Source organism: Nonomuraea rhizosphaerae, from assembly GCF_019396405.1.
GTDB lineage: Bacteria > Actinomycetota > Actinomycetes > Streptosporangiales > Streptosporangiaceae > Nonomuraea > Nonomuraea rhizosphaerae.
Window position 1 is genome coordinate 1 of the sequence record NZ_JAHKRL010000278.1, and the last position, 15,818, is coordinate 15,818.

Consider the following 15,818-nt stretch of genomic DNA (forward strand, 5'->3'; position numbering starts at 1 on the left):
GTGCTGTGCTGTGCTGTTCGGGACCTGGGATGTCGCCCGCCGCTTGGGACCGGCGGGCGACGGCTCTACCTGGAGGGGATGGCGGCTGAGGGGGAGCCGCACGTCTTCAGGCCTGCTGCTCGCAGGCGGTGAGCGGGATGAGCGGCCAGTCCTCGCTCACGTCATCCGACGGCTTGTTCTGCTTGGCCCGGTACTCGCGGAACGACCTGGCCTGCTGCGCCTTCGCAGCCACCTGCACCTCATGCAGCTCCAGCAGCGACAGGCCGCCCAGAGCCGCAAACCGGGCCGCGTCCTGCGACTTCAGCCCCCACACCGTGCGCAGCCAGTCCGCCGGCCGCCGCGCGAGCTGCCCCATCCGCCACGCCACGCGGGCCGCGGCCAGCGCATCACCAGTCGCGTCGTGCGCGTCGACGATCGGCACGCCGTAGCGCTCGCACAGCGCCGACAAGTTCCGCTTCCCCTTCCGATAGGGGTCGACGTGCTTGTCCAGGACGTACACGTCGATCACCGGGGCGACGGGCCGGCCGTCGAGCCGGTCGGTCAGCGTGGGGACGTTGAGGCGTCGGCAGCCGCGGTCGAGCATGGTGAAGTCGAACGGGACGTTCATGCCGACGAGCGGCCACCCGTTGTTGATGCCGTCGGCGAGGTGCTGGGCGACCTGGTCGAGCACAGTGGCGGGGTCGAGGCCTTCGGTGTCGCAGCGTTCGCGGGTGATGCCGTGGACGTCGGATGCGGCCTTCGGGATGTCGATCCCGTGGTTGAGGATCCACGCCTTCTTGGCGAGGCCGTTCTTGCCCTCGGCGGGATTGATCCAGGCGATGGCGGCCTGGACGATGTGCCCGTTCTCGGTGTCGAGGCCATCAGTCTCCGTGTCCCACGGCAGCATCGGCGCGCTGGTCCAGGTGTCCATCAGAGCGCCCCGTTCCGCAGCCTGGTCAGGAAGTCGTCGAGGTCAGCGGCCGTGGCGGACTCGCTGGTGAGTCCGCCGGTGGTCTCCGCGAATGCGGTGTGCAGCTCGGACATGCTGCCGGGCCACGCGGACACGATCTGCTGCCACAGCAGGTCCGGGTCGGCCGGCGGCGGGGCGGCGGGTGTCGGCGAGGCAGGCGCGCTCTGGAGCCGCTTGCCGATCGCGGTCATCTCCGCCGACTGCTCCGGGGTGGGGGAGATGCCCGCCGCCGCAGCCTCGTCCCACACCACCTTGAAGGCGGCCAGCGTGGTCACCGCGCGGGCACGGACGAGGAAGTCCTCCGCTGACGGCTTCTCAGCAGAGGCGGGAGCCTCGATCGCCGGCCGCTCCTCGCCGGTCACCGCAGCACGCGCCGCAGTCGCCTCGACGGCGGCCGGGGATACTGCGCCTTGCCCGGCCAGGAGCTGGGCCGGGGTGACCGCGACGTCGAGCTTCGGCACCATGAACCGGGCCGTCTGGCCGTCGTCGCGGACGACCTGCTTCTCCTCCATCGCCAGCCAGGCGTCCACGTAGCCCCGCGTCGTGGCCAGGAACTGGGCCACCTCGGGCAGTTCGACGGCCGCGTAGAAGCCGTGCGAGGTGAGCAGCCAGACGCCGAGCCCCGGCACGTCGCGGAGCATGACGTTCAGGCGGGTGGTGATCTGGCAGTCCCGCTTGTCGGGATCGCACAGGCACGGCTTGTCGGACTTCTGCTCGGTGACGCCGTCGCAGCGGCGCACGCACTTCGACCCCTTGTACTGCTCGTACCACTGGGTGACGGGCTCGCGCGGCGGGACCAGAACGGGCAACCGGTCCACTTCGGTGAACACTTCCCACTCAGCGGGGCCGCCGTTGGCGGGCGTCCACGGCTGCACCTGGCCGCCGTACAGGGCGGATACCTCTTCCAGGAGCGGCTTACTCGCGGAGGTGAGGCGGAAGCGATTGAGCTTCTCGGGGCGCATGATCGGCTTGCCGGTCCTCTGGCTGATGCGACCGGTGTCGACGACGCGGCCGATGCGGATCTCGCCGAGCTGCCGCATACGGCGCTGAAGTTCGATGATGGGCACGTTCAGGCGACCTTCCTTGCCGGGACGGACGGGGTCTTGAGTGCCGGGCCGACGATGTTCTTGGCCGGGCCGGTCTGGAATTCCGCCACCCGGCGGATGAAGGTGAACGCCTCAAACACGTCGTCGCCGCAGCGCACCGGGTACAGCCGGTACCCTTCGGGCCTCAGGTGGAGGACCACGCCCACGTCATGACGGGGCGGCATCTCCACGCGGGTGCCGTCCCGCATCCAGCCGTAGCGGGCCTTGCGGTAGGCCGACATCTGGACGCCGGCCTCGGGATAGACGCCGTGGACGTTGCCGTCGTAGGTGCGGGCGTCGAGCTCGCCGCCGGTCTTGGTGTCGCCGGTGATGTCCATGTCGGCCGGGCAGCCGAGCGCGGCGGCCAGGAGCGGGGAGCGGACGAGGTAGTCGAGGGTGCCGGCGAACTTGTGGTCGTAGTCGGCGACAACCATTTCCGAGGCGGTGAAGGTGATCTGCCAGTCGTTCACGAACTGCTCGAAGTTGGCGACGTAGGGCCGCATCTCCAGGTCGTTCGCGACGCTGTCAGGGATGGGGGACTTGAGGACCTTGGCCTCTATGAGGTTGTGGACGGCGGTGCCGAGGTCGGCGCGTTCCTCCTTCTTGCGGGTGTGGGCGCGCTTGAGCCAGTCCGTCATCTCCCGGGCCTGCTCGGGGTGGCGGGAGGCGCGGACGAGCTGCGGGAGGTGCTCCATCGCGGTTTCGGCGACGAGTTTCCCGGCCCAGTGGATGAGGGCCTCCTTGGGCGACCCCTGGTTGAGGATGGTCGTCACGGAGCGGAGGAGTTCGCCGGTGGTGTGGCATTTGTAGAAGCCGGCGTTGCTGCGTCGCGGGATGCGGTATTCGCCGATGGGCTGGCCGCCGCCGGGGCAGTTGACGGCGCCCTGCTTGTGCTTCCGGAGGGTGCCGTCCTTGTTGATCTGGACGTCGGGTCGGTTGCAGGCGGGGCAGGCAGCCTGTGTGGGCGGCAGATCAGTCACGGTCTTCCTGCTCCCTGCGGTAGCCGAGTTCGGCCTCGGGGCCGATGGGGTCGCCGCCGCGTACGGACGGCCGGGTGCGTAGGCGTCCGCTGGTGTGCATGGCGTCGCGCCAGTTGAGGAGTTCGGTGACCGGGTCGAGGAGAGGCTCGGCCGCCTGCTCGTCGAGGAGTTCGACGAGGGCCGGGTCGACCTCGACGGTGAGGAAGACGGCGAACCGGTCAGCGACGGCGCGGTCCTCGATCGGGCCGTATGCGGCGCGCTGTTCGGTGAGACGGACGATCCACATCAGCGGTCACCGCCCGTTGCGCCGAGCGCGATGCGCAGGTTGTGCGCGGAGCCAGGCGCGATGACGCCGAGCCGGTCCAGTTCGTCGACGATGGAGAGGGCGTTGGTGATGCGGGCGCCCTGGTTGGTGGCGAGGTCGGCGCCGATCGCCTGCCCCCAGTCGGTGACCTGCTGGTCGTCGCCGACGAGCGGGAGAGCGGCCTGGAGCGCGGTGGCGGCGGCCAGGGCCAGTGCGGCGTGAGCCTGGGCAAGCTCTCGGGCATCGCTACGAACGCGGCTGTCCTCCGCATCCGTAGCGCCGTACACCTCGTCCCCGTCCGCGGCGAGGTTGAGGAGCCGCTCGGCTTCGCGGTAGTGCTCGGGCCCGGTCATGAGCAGCCTTTCCGGCAGTTGGTGGTGGTGCGCGGGTTGACGGCGCCGCAGCGGCACACCCACGTGGACGGGGTGCCAGGCGGCAGCCACGGCGACGGAGGCTTCTTGGCCATCACTCGCCTCCGTCGCGCAGGTAGAGGCCGCTGCTGGCGTTGTGCGCACGACGCAGCGCCTCAGCCAGGGCGGACGCCCGCCGCCGCGCGGCGTTCAGTTCCCAACGGGTCGCGACCACGCGATTCTCGGACGTCAGCTCGCCGCCGACGCTGTCGAGGCGGCCGCTGTCGTGCATGCGCCGCAGTTGGGCACGTAGCTGCGGCAGGAGCTGGTCGAGCCCCTGCACGGCGGTGCGCAGATGCCCGATGACGTCGTGGACGGTGGCCGGGTAGGTGATCGCGTCGGGGTTGAGGGTGGCGTGGTTGAGGACGCGCACGCACTCCGTGAGCCCGGCTGCCACCGCGCGGGTGTAGTCGTCGCTGTGCGGGCCGTCCGGGTTGAGGTGCAGGTCCATCACACGCCACCCTCAGCGTCTTCGGCCTGGTAGATGGCGGTGAGCTGTTCGACCTGTTCCCAGCAGGGCGGGCAGATGTAGAAGATGCCGCAGGCGCTGCGCTCGGTCGCGTCGCGACGGGAGCAGCCGGCCATCTCGCACAGGCGGGTCACCGGCGCGGTATCCCGCTCGATGAGGAGCGCGGCGTCGGCCAGCCGGGCGGCTACCTGGGCGCGGGTGTGGCTGCGGTCCCACCAGCCGAGGTCACAGGTGCGGCGCCGCAGAACCAGGGCCAGCGCGTCGGCGGCCTGCTGCTCCAGGACGGTGTCGCCGTGGGTGGCGGTGTCCAGCGCATCCGCGAGGCTGGCGTTGACGGGGTGGTTGACGTACAGGGCCGTCTTGTGGAGGACGTCGGCGACGCTGGCCGTCAGCGTGGCGGTCATGACGCCACCGCCGCGGTGTGCTCGCCGTGCTCGTCGGCCATCTGCTCGCAGCGGGCCTGCTCGATGAGCCGGTCGGCCTCGGCCGCGACCTGGTCGAGCGGCAGGTCGACGCGGGCCACGAGCAGCGCGGCCCGGACGGCGCGGGCGAGGAGGTCGCCCCCCTGAGCCATCTGGTAGTCGGCGGCGAGCGCGGCCACCGCGTAGACGACGCGGTCAGCGTGGGTGGGGTCTGAGACGATGGTGGTCACCGATCTCGTCCTTTCTGGAGTGGATGTTGGTCGGAGCGGGCCCTCGGCCGGGTGCCTCCGGTCCGGGCCCGCGCTACTTCGCGGGGGCGTTCTCGTACGTCTCGCGGAACCACTTGAGGGCGTCGGACTTGCGGATCGTGAGGATCTGGCCGCGCCTGAAGAACGGCGGGCCTCCGCCCTTGGCGCGGAGCTTCCGCATGGTCGCTTCGGTGATGCGGGTGAGCTCGCAGACCTCGGGGAACAGCAGGTACGGGTCGTCCAGCTCGACGACGGGAGGCATCTCGTTCTCCTTGTTGTTCGATTCTTCGGACAGTGTGACGCTGGTGAAGAGCGCGTCGGCGGTGGTGTTGAGCTCCCGGGCGATGCGGCCGGCGATGTCGCCGTTGCAGCGGCGGAGCCCTCTGGCCAGCAGGGACACGAACTGCTTGCTCACCTTGACGGCGGCGGCGAGGTCCTTGCGGTCGAGGCCGGCGCCGTGGAGGGCGTCGAGGAACTGTTCGGTGTTCCGGACTGCGAGTGTGTCGCGGGGCATGTCCAGGTGCTCACTTCCTGTTGTGCGATAAAACGAACAGTAGACCCGCTGTGACGCGTTGTCCACCACTGTGATGCGATGGGATCCAAGCTTGTTTCGTCAGCGTGGCGCGGCTTACCGGTTCGTTCTGGTTTACTCGCTTTCACTGTTGACCGGCTTGATAACCCGGTACAAGGGTTGTGGTTGGTGTGCGAAAAGCCAGCCATCGGCTACGAGAGGGCGAGGGCATGCCGACGAGTGGTGGGACTCCCGGCACGGCGGAGCGCGAGCGCGACCAGTTGAGTCGGGCCATCCGCGATTATCTGGCTGAGCACGGCGAGAGCGAACGGGCGCTGGCGCGCCGGGCCATTGATCCTGAGACGCAGTTCGCGTTGCAGCATGGCTGGATCAACCAGCTGGCCATGGGCCGCGTGAGCCGGGCTCCCGAGCTGTGGCGTCTGCGCGCCCTGGCGGCCGGGATGGGCGTGCAGTTGTCGGTGCTGGCCGAGCTGGCGGCGGCGCAGTGGCTTGGCGTCGATGTGGCCCGGGTGATGGCCAAGGATGGTAGCTGGGTGGCTGTGTCGGTTCCTGAGGGATTGTCCGCAGAGGGGCGAGATCGGTTTGTCCGGATGGTGGAGGAATGGGCCCGCCACCTGGTGGAATAGCCTTCTGTTACCTGTTGACTACGCAGATAACAACATGATTACTGTTCGTAGATGCAGACAACAACGGATCACAACGGGTAGTCAGAGTGAGGAGCCTAGGCAACAAACGCCTCAGAAAGGCCCAGATGACCCCGCATCTACACCTGACGCTCGTTGCCCCGGCCGCCCTCACGGCTGGCCGGGTCGACTCTCGGTGGACAGGCGGGACCCTCGAACTGCGTATCGACCGAACCAAAGTCCAGCCAGCCGCCCTGCCTGCGCTCATGGTGGCCGGTACCCGTACGTTCGTCGAACTCGTCCCGCTCATCCAGGCCCACTCACCCGTCGTCCGCTACTACATGAACCGCGTCATCCCCGGCCAGCCCATCTACGTGGAAGCCTCGCCCTGGCAGGTCGACGTGTTCGTACCCCCCGGCCTGATGCCGCAGGAGGTGGCCGACGAGCTCGCCGGGCACTACACGCATGCGATCCGTTACATCCGCCTAGGAGGCCTCGATGGCCCGACCCGTCAAGCGGTGCAACTGCCGCGACATCACTACCGGTAAGACGCTCGGCAAGGCGTGTCCCCAGCTCGCGACGCGATCGCACGGGGCGTTCTGGGTGCGGTACGAGGCTCCGGCCGGCCCGGACGGGAAGCGGCGCCGGCCGTGGGCGGGACCGTTCAAGACCGAGACGGAGGCCAACCGGGCGCTGATCCGACTCCAGGCCGAGGCCGCGTCCGGGGTGCCGGTCGTGGACCGTGCCCTGACGTTCGGCGCGTGGCTGGACGAGTGGATCGCCGGGAAGAAAAAGCTCAAGGACTCCACGCGCGAGTCGTACGAGGAGGCGATCCGGCTGTACGGCAAGCCGGGGCTCGGCCACCTGAAGCTGGCCGACGTGCGTGAGACGCACCTCGACAAGCTGTACGAGGCGATGGCGCAGATCAACAACCTGCCCGAGGGAGCCTCGCAGTCCGAGATGCTGCGCCGGCTGCTCGCCGTACGAGCGGCCGCCCCGTGGAAGCCTCCGAGGAAGGGGCGGGAGGGGGCGCAGAAGCAGAAGGAGCGCGCGGGCCGATCACCTGGCCTGAAGTCGAGGAAACCGCTCAGCCCGGCCCGGATCCAGCGGGTGCACCGCGTCCTGTCGTCGGCGCTGGGGACGGCGTTCAAGCGGAAGCGGATCCTGCACGACCCGTCCAAGCACGTCGAGCTGCCCGCGGTGAAGAAGGTCAGGCCGCTGCTGTGGACGGCGGAGCGCGTCGCGCGGTGGGAGGCGACGGGCAAGGTGCCGGGCAAGGTGATGGTGTGGCCACCGGCCATCGCGGGCGCGTTCCTGGACGCGTGCGAGCGCAGGCAGGAGCGGCTGTACCCGCTGTTCCACCTGGTGGCGACGCGCGGGCTGCGCCGTGGCGAGGTGTGCGGGGTCCGCTGGGAGGACTCGGACCTGGCGACGACGAAGACGCTCGGCGTGCTGGAGTCGGATGACGAGGACGACGACGGCTTGAAGTCGGAGAGTTCGTGGCGGACGGTGGCGCTCGGCGGGGAGAACGTGACCCTGCTGACCGGGTGGCGCGCCAGGCAGCGGCGCGAGCAGCTGGCCTCGCCGTCGTGGCTGGACACGGGGCTGATCTTCACGACGGTCGATGGGGATGCGTTGCGGGAGGAGTACGTCTCGGAGCGGTTCGCTGCGATCGTGGCGTCCGAGGGCCTGCCGCCGATCCGCTTCCATGATCTGCGGCACTGCGCGGCCACGATCATGCTGGCGGCCGGGGTCGACCTCAAGGTGATCTCGATGACGCTGGGGCACTCGCGTCTGGCGTTCACGGCGGACGTGTACACGTCGGTGGTTCCGGAGTTGGCTCAGGAGGCCGCAGAAGCGACCATCGCGATCATTCCTCGGGCGTCCCGAAGTTCATGATCGTCGGGGCGTTGGTCTGGCAATGGTCCAGCAATGCTCTTCGGGGACCTAAAAGGCCCTTTCCCGACTGGCGGGGAAAGGGCCTTTTACCTGCGGAGGATCGGGGATTTGAACCCCGGATGGTGTTGCCACCAAACCGCATTAGCAGTGCGGCGCCATAGACCTGACTAGGCGAATCCTCCCGGTAGCCACGCGGCTCAGCACAGCGTACCGGCCTTCTGCCGACGCGGCAAAGCGGTTGTCCCTCCCAGTCGTCCCAAAGGTTATCCACCGCCTGTGAATAACCGCCTGTGGACAACGGGCCCGCCCTGAGGGCACCACAGGGCGGGTCCACCACGGAGGGGGCCCAGAAGCGTTGGGCGCGACATCAGGAGTCGCCAGAAAAGCTCATAGGGCCGGAGAAACGGGGTCAGGCGGGGTTGGCCTCGCCCTCGATCTCGACCTTCACCTTCTTGCCCACGAGCACGCCGCCCGTCTCCAGCGTCTGGTTCCAGGTCAGGCCGAACTCCTCGCGGTCGAACTCCGTCGTGATCGAGAAGCCCCACACGGCCTGGCCCCAGGGGTTGTTGCCGGCGCCGCCGTACTCGACCGTGAGCTCGACCTCCTTCGTGATGTCTCGGATGGTCAGGTTGCCGGCGACGGTGAACTCGTCGCCCGAGTGGCTGATCACGCGGGTGCTCTGGAAGGTGATCTCCGGGAACTTCTCCACGGACAGGAAGTCGTCGCTGCGCAGGTGGCCGTCGCGGTCGGGAGCGCCGGTGGTGATGCTCTCGGTCTTGATGGTCAGCGCGGCGGAGGACTCCAGGGGGTTGTCGGCGATCGTCACCGAGCCGTCGAACTCGCCGAAGCCGCCACGGACCTTGGCAACCATCATGTGCTTGACGACAAAGCCGATGCGGGTGTGGGCCTTGTCAAGGTTGTAGGTGCCGGCGGCGGGGAGGGTGAGGCCCTCCCAGGTGCGGGTGGTCATGGGGGTTCTCCTAAGTGTGCGGTTGCCCGGTTGCAGATGTGCGGTCGTGCAGATGTTTGCAGCAACAAATGTCTACACGAGGAATATTCCGCTCGTCAACTAACGTCGTCTAGAGTATGGATGTGGTCCACATTGATGACCCCCGGTTGACGGCCATGGGCCTGCTGACCGAGGTGTACACAGGTCTCACGGCCCGGATGCAGCCGGTGTTCAGTGCTGCCGGGCTGTCGGAGATCGATTTCGAGACGCTGCTGAGGCTGGGGCGCTCGCCGCACCAGCGGCTGCGCATGAGCGATCTGGCCGCGCAGACGAGCCTGTCCACCAGCGGGGTGACCCGGGTTGTCGATCGGCTGGAACGCGACAATCTGGTCGCCAGAGTGGCCTGCTCCAGCGACCGGCGGGCCTCCTACGCCACGCTGACCGACGCCGGGCGGGCGAAGCTGGAACAGGTGCTCCCGCTCCATCTCAACGACATCGACGAATGCCTGACCAGCCTGCTGAGCGAGGAGGAGCTAGAGGCCTTCCTCGCCGCTCTCCGGACAATTCGCGACGTCGTACGACCCTGCGCGACGGCAGGGATCACCCGCGAGCTCGCCCCTGAGTTTGGCCATAGCGCGTGACATCGTGCTTTTGACCGTGCCAAGGGTGATCCCCAGCGTCCTGGCGATCTCTGTTTCCGTCATGTCCTCGTAGTAGCGCAGCACGATCGCGGCCCGCATGCGCTCGGGGAGCCGTCGCAGCGCGGTCTCCAGTTGTTCGTGCACGTCGCCGCAGACCTCGGCCTCCGGCCTGGCCTCCGGCAGGTCCTCCGACGGGTACTCCTCCAGATGGCGCCGCCGCCACTGCGAGATGTTGATGTTGACCATCGCCCGCCGTACGTATCCGTCGAGCGCGCCTCTGTCCTGGATGCGGTCCCATGCCTGGTACGTCTTGGTCAGCGCGTTCTGCAGAAGGTCCTCGGCGTCCAGCGGGTGCCCGGTGAGCTGATGCGCGGCACGCAGCAGCGCTGGCCCGCGCGTGACGACGTACTCGCGGAACTCCTCTTCCCGGCCGGCGATCTGCATCGTGGTCAGAATCGCAGGTGAGGGCCTATTTGGGGCGTAACCGGAATTCAGGATTCGGGTGGCCGACGATAAAGGTTCTACGTCACAGAGGGCAGGTCATGCTTCTTGGGGTGCGTATTTTGCTCTCTAATGCACGGGTACGGCGGGGCTCCCTCCGCAGTCGTGTGACCCTATAGACGCGACCAGGGGAGGGGCGATGGGCTATCCGAGCGTGGAACGCCGCCGTGTGCTGGCGGCGGCGGCCCTGGGCCGGGAGGTCGGCGTCCCAGGACCCGACCCGGCGAGCGGGGACCCGCTACGGGCGGTCACGGGGAAGATCCTGGACATCAGCCCCCATCTCGTGATCATCGAGACCTCGGACGGCACGGAGGAGCGGCTCATCATCGCGCCGTGGGCCACGGCCTGGCACGGCGGCGACGCGACGCCGGGGGACCTGCCCATAGGCGTAAAAGTCACCATCCGGGCGGTGCGTGGTGGGCGGGTCGCCGAGAGGTTCTGGGCCGGTATCACCCGGCTGACCGGGACGATCCTGTCCGTCGAAGGACGCAGGGACATGACGGTCGAGCTCGACTGCGGGCCGCACCGCGGCCGCCGTACCGTCGTCATCCCGTACCGCGCGACCGGGCGGATCATGGTGCGGCACGCGAGGTTCGAGCCGGAGTTCCTGTTCGACGCGATCGGGGTCAAGAAGGACGGGGCGAGCCTCGCGCTGCTGCCGGCCACCTCGCAGCCCGCCTATCCCGCGCGGGCCGTGCCCGCTCCGCCGCCCGCGTACGCGGGGCTCCAACCGCGCATCTCGGGCACCGCCACCTGGTCCGACGTGTTCGACGAGGACGAGCGGGGGGCCGCCTACCCGATGGTGGAGCGCTCGGACGCGGGCTGCCCGGACGCGGAGGTGTCGTGCACGGGGCTGCCGTACCTGGCCATCGGGTCCATGGTGACGGTGGGCAACCTCTGTACCGACAGATCCGCTAACGTGCCGATCGTGGCATGTGGCTGCGTAGCCGGGCGCTTTTGCGACCGTTGCGTCGAATGTGACACTTCTCCTCGTGGGCGGATCGCCGAACTGTCGCCCACGTCGTACGTGGAGCTGGGCGGGGACCTGGTTAAAGGGTGCTTCAACGCGCAAATCGGATTGGGGTGACGCTCGTGCTGGCATCGCAGTTGCCGGTTCTGATCGTGCTGCTCGTCCTGGGATCGGTGGCGAAGGCGGTCACCGTGCGTTCGGGCGGGGAGATGGGGGCGCTGACCCGGCTGGGGCCCGCCGTGCTCGTGCCCACCCGTTTCCAGTCCCCGGCGCTGCTGATCTGCGCCTTCGGTGAGCTGGTCCTGGCGATCGGACTGCTGGTCACCGACCACCCGTTCTTCCGGTGGGGGACCGTCGGGTTCTTCGCGATGTCCACGTACGTGCTGCTGGACCTGCGCAGACGCCGGCCCGACGCGGGATGCGGCTGCTTCGGCGAGGTGAGCGGGGCGCCCGTCGGGCTGCGTTCGATCGGCAGAACCGTGGTGCTGACCGGGATGGCCGGGGTCTCGGTCTGGGGGGAAGGGATGGGATGGCTGGCGTTCGTCCAGTTCTCGTGGCTTTCGGCGGCCGGGGTGGTCGTGCTGCTCGCGCTCTCGCCCGAGCTGGAGGAGATGGTCGACCGGCTGCGCTACCGGGCCCCGTGCGAGCAGCGACGGGCTCCGGCCGAGGAGGTCACGCTGGGCAGGCTCCGGTCGAGCGGCCCGTGGCGGCAGCATCATGAGCAGCTCGCCACCGGCGAGCCGTACGACAGTTGGCGGGAGCTGTGCTGGCGGTTCTTCGCCTTCGAGGGGCGGGGCGGCTCCGACGTGGTCTTCGCGGTCTATCTGAGCGGGCGGCGTCCGGCGGTGCGGGTGGCCGTGGTCGATGCCGAGGACAGCGGGTCTCTGCCGGTGTATACGCCAGTATCGGCCTGACGCTAGACAGCCCTATAGAACGCTCGAAAGCGTGAGGGTATGACTCTATTGGGCTATCTAGCTTCCCCACTAGACAGCCCAATAGAGGACTAGGGGGATCGGCTAGATCGGTTGTGCACGTAGGAACCTCCCGAAATGCGGCACAGTGAACGCGATCAGACCGCGCTCGGCGCTGTAGATCAGCCCTTTCTTGATCAGGCTGTCGCGGGCGGGAGACAGGCTTGAGGGCTTGCGACCCAGCGCGTCGGCGACCTGGGCGGTGGCCACCGGCTCGTCGCCGATCTGCGCCATGGCGTGCATGTAGTCGCGCTCGGCCGGGGTGGCCCGCTCGTAGCGGCTGCCGAAGAACCCCACGGCCAGTTCCTCCTCGGCCTCGGGCGCGGACACCTTGACGTCCTCGACCGTGATCGGGCTGCGCGGGGCCAGGTCCCAGGCGACCTTCCCGTACGCCTGCACGAAGTAGGGGTAACCGTCGGCCGCCTCATAGAGGGCATCCAGGGCATCCTGGGTGAACTCCACGTCTTCCTCGCGGGCCGGGAGCATCAGCGCCAGATCGGCCGCGTCCCGGTCGAGCTTGTCGATGCGGGCGTAGCGGAAGAGCCGCTCGGAGTAGCTCTTGCTGGCCGACAGCACACTCGGCAGGTGCGGCAGCCCGGCCCCCACCACGATGAGCGGGCCGCCCGACTGCGACAGCTCGTGGCAGGCGGCGCAGAGCGCCGAGACGTCGGCGGGCTGCACGTCCTGCATCTCGTCGATGAACAGCGCGATGCCCACGCCCAGGTCGGTGGCCACGCTCGCGGCGTCGACGAACAGCTCGGTGAGGTCGATCTCCAGGTCGCCGGAGTCGGCGCGCCCCCGGCTGGCCGGCACCTCGATGCCGGGCGACCAGTGCGAGGTGCCCTTGGCGGCGGCCGGATCGCGCATCGCGAACGCCTTGAGCACCCCGAGGAACTCCTCGATGCGCTCCGGCGCGCGATGGCGCGGCGCCAGCTCACGGATCGCCATGTGCAGCGCGGCCGAGACGGGACGGCGGATCGACTGGTCGGGCCTGGCCTCGATCTTGCCCGTGCCCCACAGCCGCTGCATCGCCATGGACTTGAACGTGTTGAGCAGGACGGTCTTGCCGACGCCGCGCAGGCCGGTGACGACCATGCTGCGCTCGGGACGCCCGCGGGCCACCCGCTCCAGCACGACCTCGAACTGTTGCAGCTCACGGTCGCGCCCGGCGAGCTCCGGCGGACGCTGCCCGGCTCCGGGGGCGTAAGGATTGCGCACAGGGTCCACGCTCTCGGACTTTATTGCCGGATATAGCGGCCGTCTTAGATTTGGGAAGAAAGTGCTACGGCGTGTCCGAGCAGGCGCCGCCGCCAGTATCGTCATCGGACGCACCCCCTTCCACCAGGCCGAACCCATGTTCGAGTCGGTCCCCAGAATCGTAGCGCGGACTCGAACAGGTGCGCGATGGTTTCGGGTAAAGATCTTTGCAACAGAGCGAGCGGCTCATGCGTCCCGGTGGTGTGGAGTTCGAGGATTTCGTCCGGGCCAGGGGATCAGCCCTGCTCCGCTACGGCTATGTGCTCACCGGCAACGCCGAGGACGCCGCCGACCTTGTCCAGGAGGCGCTGTTCAAGGTCAGCGACACCTGGAGCCGCGTACGGAACAAGGACAGTCCCGAGGCGTACGTGCGCACGACCATGGCCCGCCAGCACATCAGCTGGTGGCGCAGGCGGCGCAAGGAGCACGTGACCGACGAGGTCCCGGAAGAGATCCACCACGACAGCCACACCTTCGGCGAGCTCTGGAGGGAGCTGGCGACGCTGCCCAGGAGGCAGCGGGCCGTGCTGGTCCTGCGTTACTACGAGGACCTGCCGGACGACGAGATCGCCGCGATTCTCGGTATTTCTCGGGGAACAGTGCGCAGCCAGGCGTTCCGGGCGCTCGCCACGCTCAGGATCAGACCGGCTGTGCTCGAAAGGGGACAGGTATGAGGCCGGACGACGAGATGGGCGCGAGATCCGAACAGGAGCTGACCGGCGCGTTGCGGCGCGCGGCCGAGCGGGCTCCGGAGCAGGACCTGCTGGCCGGGATCGGCGAGCGCAGGCGCCGGCGGGCCAGGCGGCGGACGCAGCTGCTGGCGGCGGCCGCGGTGGTGGTTGTGGTCGGCACGGGTACGGTCGCCACCAAGGGGATCTTCGTCAGCGGGGGCGGCGAGGGCAACGGGACGGCTGCCCGAGCCACGGCCGAGAAGGATCGCGGGGCGGTCGCCGAACCCACGGTCACGGTGACTCGCCGGCTCGGTGAGGGGCACGAGACGGCCGAGCCCACGATCACCACGACCGTGACGGCGATGCCCAGGAGGCCCGCAGGGACGCCGGTCGGGAGGTTGTGGCCGGAGGCGCTCTTCCAGATGCCCGCCAAGAACGCCGACGGCTGGCGCTACCGCCCGGTCACGGGGATCAACGCGACGCAGGTGCTGTTGTCGGCGGAGTCCTCGTTCGAGAAGTCTGGAAAGATCGAGATTTTTGACACCAGAACGGGCAAGTCGAGAGTGGTCACGGACGTTCCGGCACCCAAGGACCTGAAGAAGTACTTCCCGCAGAGCGCCACGACTGACGGCACGAACGTCGCCTGGTATGCGATAGGCCTGGACGAGAACGGCGCCGGAGTCGTCGAGATCTACTGGGTCCCGCTGTCCGGTGGCGAGGCCCGGCGGATCTACAGGGGGGACGCCGCCATCGACGCCATCGGGCTCGTCGGCGACCAGGTCGTCTGGTCGGTGCAGCAGGGCGGCGTGTCGCGGATGCCACTCGCGGGCGGCGCCGTCGAGAAGCTGACCGACGAGAAGCTTCACCTGATCCATTGGCCTTGGGCGAGCGACGCCGACGACGGGCCCGACGGCATGGACGCCAACCAGTCGAAGATCGTCAATCTGGAGGACGGCACGGAAACCGAGATCGTGGTGAAGCCGGGAATGAAGGGGCTGCGATGCGGGCCGACCTGGTGCAGCGGCCGTCAGGACGGCAACGGGTTCGTCCAGCGTCCCGACGGCAGCGGATTCCGCACGGGGACCGGGTTCGGGTTCGGGGGCGGGCTCTCCCCATACCCCATCCTCGACCGCTTCCTGGAGGGCATGGACTCCGTGTTCGACCTGAACACCCGCAAGCAAGCAAGCATCACGAGAACCGGCAACTGGATCGGTGTCGGCACCTCGTCGGAGGCCAGCACGATCGTCTACTGGGGCGTCACCAAGGGGCAGAAGCCGGCCAAGTACTGGGTACTGAACTTGGCAGCCGTCCCGCCCGAGCAATAGCGTTCGGAACCATGCGGACCTTCGCGAACGTACAGGAACTCAAGGCGTCCGTCGGCGAGACCTTCGGCCCGTCCGAGTGGCGCACCGTCACTCAGGAGCAGGTCAACCTCTTCGCCGACGCCACCGACGACCACCAGTGGATCCACGTGGACGTGGAGCGGGCCAAGGAGGGGCCGTTCGGCGGCACGATCGCGCACGGTTACCTGAGTCTGTCGCTGCTGCCGTCGTTCATGATGGAGCTGGTACGGGTCGAAGGCATCCAGATGGGGATCAACTACGGCCTGAACAAAGTGCGTTTTCCCCGGCCGGTGCCGGTCGGGGCGCGGGTCAGGGCGCTGGGCGAGCTGAGCGACGTCAAGGGCACGCCTGCCGGGTACCTGTCGAACCTGAAGGTGACGATCGAGGTCGAGGGGGAGAAGCGGCCCGCTTGCATCGCGGAGACGCTCAGCCTGTACGTACCGGCTTGACGGCCGTTTTGCCTCGGGCTTTCGTGCGCCCAGCAGGACGGAGGTGAAGCCGTGACGTAGCGGCTGATCGTCTGTTTGTAAGCTCGTCGTCGCTTGCCGGTGGAAGTCCGGTCCGGGTAGCTGCCAGGAGGCCCGGTAGCAGGCT

At 68.5% G+C, this 15,818-nt stretch carries 21 protein-coding genes and 1 tRNA gene; 9 read left to right on the forward strand and 13 right to left on the reverse strand.

The genetic code is table 11. The features are described 5' to 3' along the window. Positions 1–106 precede the first annotated feature (106 nt). The 9 genes from KME77_RS14035 to KME77_RS14075 all read right to left on the reverse strand — a co-directional run bounded on the left by KME77_RS14035 (position 107) and on the right by KME77_RS14075 (position 5,381). Positions 107–910 (reverse strand): exonuclease domain-containing protein, encoded by an 804-nt coding sequence (locus KME77_RS14035; protein WP_219466906.1) that lies wholly within the window; start codon positions 908–910, stop codon positions 107–109. Then, on the reverse strand, positions 910–2,016 hold the full coding sequence (locus KME77_RS14040; RefSeq protein WP_219466908.1) for a recombination directionality factor: 1,107 nt from the start codon (positions 2,014–2,016) through the stop codon (positions 910–912). The genes KME77_RS14035 and KME77_RS14040 overlap by 1 nt, the downstream gene beginning before the upstream one ends. 2 nt (positions 2,017–2,018) lie before the next feature. Continuing rightward, positions 2,019–3,014, reverse strand: a complete 996-nt coding sequence (locus KME77_RS14045; RefSeq protein ID WP_219466909.1) for a hypothetical protein — start codon at positions 3,012–3,014, stop codon at positions 2,019–2,021. Further along, a complete protein-coding gene (locus tag KME77_RS14050) occupies positions 3,007–3,300 on the reverse strand; it encodes a hypothetical protein (RefSeq protein ID WP_219466910.1) in 294 nt (97 codons plus the stop codon). Before KME77_RS14050 ends, KME77_RS14045 begins: the two co-directional genes overlap by 8 nt. Beyond that, positions 3,300–3,734 (reverse strand): hypothetical protein, encoded by a 435-nt coding sequence (locus KME77_RS14055; protein WP_219466912.1) that lies wholly within the window; start codon positions 3,732–3,734, stop codon positions 3,300–3,302. The genes KME77_RS14050 and KME77_RS14055 overlap by 1 nt, the downstream gene beginning before the upstream one ends. Before the next feature lie 49 nt (positions 3,735–3,783). Next, positions 3,784–4,179: a hypothetical protein gene (locus KME77_RS14060; protein ID WP_219466914.1), complete on the reverse strand. Its 396-nt coding sequence runs from the start codon at positions 4,177–4,179 to the stop codon at positions 3,784–3,786. Next, positions 4,179–4,601: a hypothetical protein gene (locus tag KME77_RS14065; RefSeq protein ID WP_219466916.1), complete on the reverse strand. Its 423-nt coding sequence runs from the start codon at positions 4,599–4,601 to the stop codon at positions 4,179–4,181. The genes KME77_RS14060 and KME77_RS14065 overlap by 1 nt, the downstream gene beginning before the upstream one ends. After that, positions 4,598–4,849, reverse strand: a complete 252-nt coding sequence (locus KME77_RS14070) for a hypothetical protein (RefSeq protein WP_219466919.1) — start codon at positions 4,847–4,849, stop codon at positions 4,598–4,600. Before KME77_RS14070 ends, KME77_RS14065 begins: the two co-directional genes overlap by 4 nt. 73 nt (positions 4,850–4,922) lie before the next feature. Then, positions 4,923–5,381 (reverse strand): helix-turn-helix domain-containing protein, encoded by a 459-nt coding sequence (locus tag KME77_RS14075; protein WP_219466922.1) that lies wholly within the window; start codon positions 5,379–5,381, stop codon positions 4,923–4,925. Between the two features lie 227 nt (positions 5,382–5,608). Between KME77_RS14075 and KME77_RS14080 the strand changes: the two genes are divergently transcribed. The 3 genes from KME77_RS14080 (at position 5,609) to KME77_RS14090 (ending at position 7,921) form a co-directional block, all read left to right on the forward strand. Continuing rightward, positions 5,609–6,025 carry a hypothetical protein gene (locus tag KME77_RS14080; RefSeq protein ID WP_219466925.1) on the forward strand — a complete coding sequence of 139 codons (417 nt, stop codon included), beginning with the start codon at positions 5,609–5,611 and terminating at the stop codon, positions 6,023–6,025. Between the two features lie 263 nt (positions 6,026–6,288). Further along, on the forward strand, positions 6,289–6,570 hold the full coding sequence (locus KME77_RS14085; RefSeq protein WP_219466928.1) for a hypothetical protein: 282 nt from the start codon (positions 6,289–6,291) through the stop codon (positions 6,568–6,570). Beyond that, positions 6,521–7,921 carry a site-specific integrase gene (locus KME77_RS14090; RefSeq protein WP_219466929.1) on the forward strand — a complete coding sequence of 467 codons (1,401 nt, stop codon included), beginning with the start codon at positions 6,521–6,523 and terminating at the stop codon, positions 7,919–7,921. Before KME77_RS14085 ends, KME77_RS14090 begins: the two co-directional genes overlap by 50 nt. Positions 7,922–8,014: 93 nt before the next feature. Here KME77_RS14090 and KME77_RS14095 read toward each other — a convergent pair. Both KME77_RS14095 and KME77_RS14100 read right to left on the reverse strand, forming a co-directional pair. Further along, positions 8,015–8,103 (reverse strand) — tRNA-Ser (locus KME77_RS14095). 227 nt (positions 8,104–8,330) lie between these two features. After that, positions 8,331–8,891: a YceI family protein gene (locus KME77_RS14100; RefSeq protein ID WP_219466931.1), complete on the reverse strand. Its 561-nt coding sequence runs from the start codon at positions 8,889–8,891 to the stop codon at positions 8,331–8,333. A 116-nt stretch (positions 8,892–9,007) separates the two neighbouring features. Between KME77_RS14100 and KME77_RS14105 the strand changes: the two genes are divergently transcribed. Then, a complete protein-coding gene (locus tag KME77_RS14105; protein WP_219466932.1) occupies positions 9,008–9,511 on the forward strand; it encodes a MarR family winged helix-turn-helix transcriptional regulator in 504 nt (167 codons plus the stop codon). Here KME77_RS14105 and KME77_RS14110 read toward each other — a convergent pair. Continuing rightward, on the reverse strand, positions 9,404–9,955 hold the full coding sequence (locus KME77_RS14110; RefSeq protein WP_219466933.1) for a SigE family RNA polymerase sigma factor: 552 nt from the start codon (positions 9,953–9,955) through the stop codon (positions 9,404–9,406). The two genes, KME77_RS14105 and KME77_RS14110, sit on opposite strands and share 108 nt — an antisense overlap. Positions 9,956–10,151: 196 nt before the next feature. On the opposite strand from KME77_RS14110, the gene KME77_RS14115 reads away from it, so the two are divergent. Then, positions 10,152–11,099, forward strand: a complete 948-nt coding sequence (locus tag KME77_RS14115) for a hypothetical protein (RefSeq protein WP_219466934.1) — start codon at positions 10,152–10,154, stop codon at positions 11,097–11,099. A 5-nt stretch (positions 11,100–11,104) separates the two neighbouring features. Beyond that, a complete protein-coding gene (locus KME77_RS14120; RefSeq protein ID WP_308250698.1) occupies positions 11,105–11,896 on the forward strand; it encodes a MauE/DoxX family redox-associated membrane protein in 792 nt (263 codons plus the stop codon). 102 nt (positions 11,897–11,998) lie between these two features. On the opposite strand, the gene KME77_RS14125 is transcribed toward KME77_RS14120, so the two are convergent. Continuing rightward, entirely contained in the window at positions 11,999–13,171 is a 1,173-nt protein-coding gene (locus KME77_RS14125) for a DUF8462 domain-containing protein (protein WP_443679471.1), read from the reverse strand. A 227-nt stretch (positions 13,172–13,398) separates the two neighbouring features. On the opposite strand from KME77_RS14125, the gene KME77_RS14130 reads away from it, so the two are divergent. From KME77_RS14130 to KME77_RS14140, 3 genes are read left to right on the forward strand one after another with little or no spacing between them, the layout of a single operon-like run. After that, positions 13,399–13,884 carry a SigE family RNA polymerase sigma factor gene (locus KME77_RS14130; RefSeq protein WP_219466937.1) on the forward strand — a complete coding sequence of 162 codons (486 nt, stop codon included), beginning with the start codon at positions 13,399–13,401 and terminating at the stop codon, positions 13,882–13,884. Continuing rightward, positions 13,881–15,206 carry a TolB family protein gene (locus KME77_RS14135; RefSeq protein ID WP_219466939.1) on the forward strand — a complete coding sequence of 442 codons (1,326 nt, stop codon included), beginning with the start codon at positions 13,881–13,883 and terminating at the stop codon, positions 15,204–15,206. The genes KME77_RS14130 and KME77_RS14135 overlap by 4 nt, the downstream gene beginning before the upstream one ends. Before the next feature lie 11 nt (positions 15,207–15,217). After that, the gene (locus KME77_RS14140) at positions 15,218–15,673 is read left to right on the forward strand and encodes a MaoC family dehydratase (protein WP_219466941.1); all 456 of its coding nucleotides are present in this window, start codon (positions 15,218–15,220) and stop codon (positions 15,671–15,673) included. Positions 15,674–15,818: the final 145 nt, after the last annotated feature.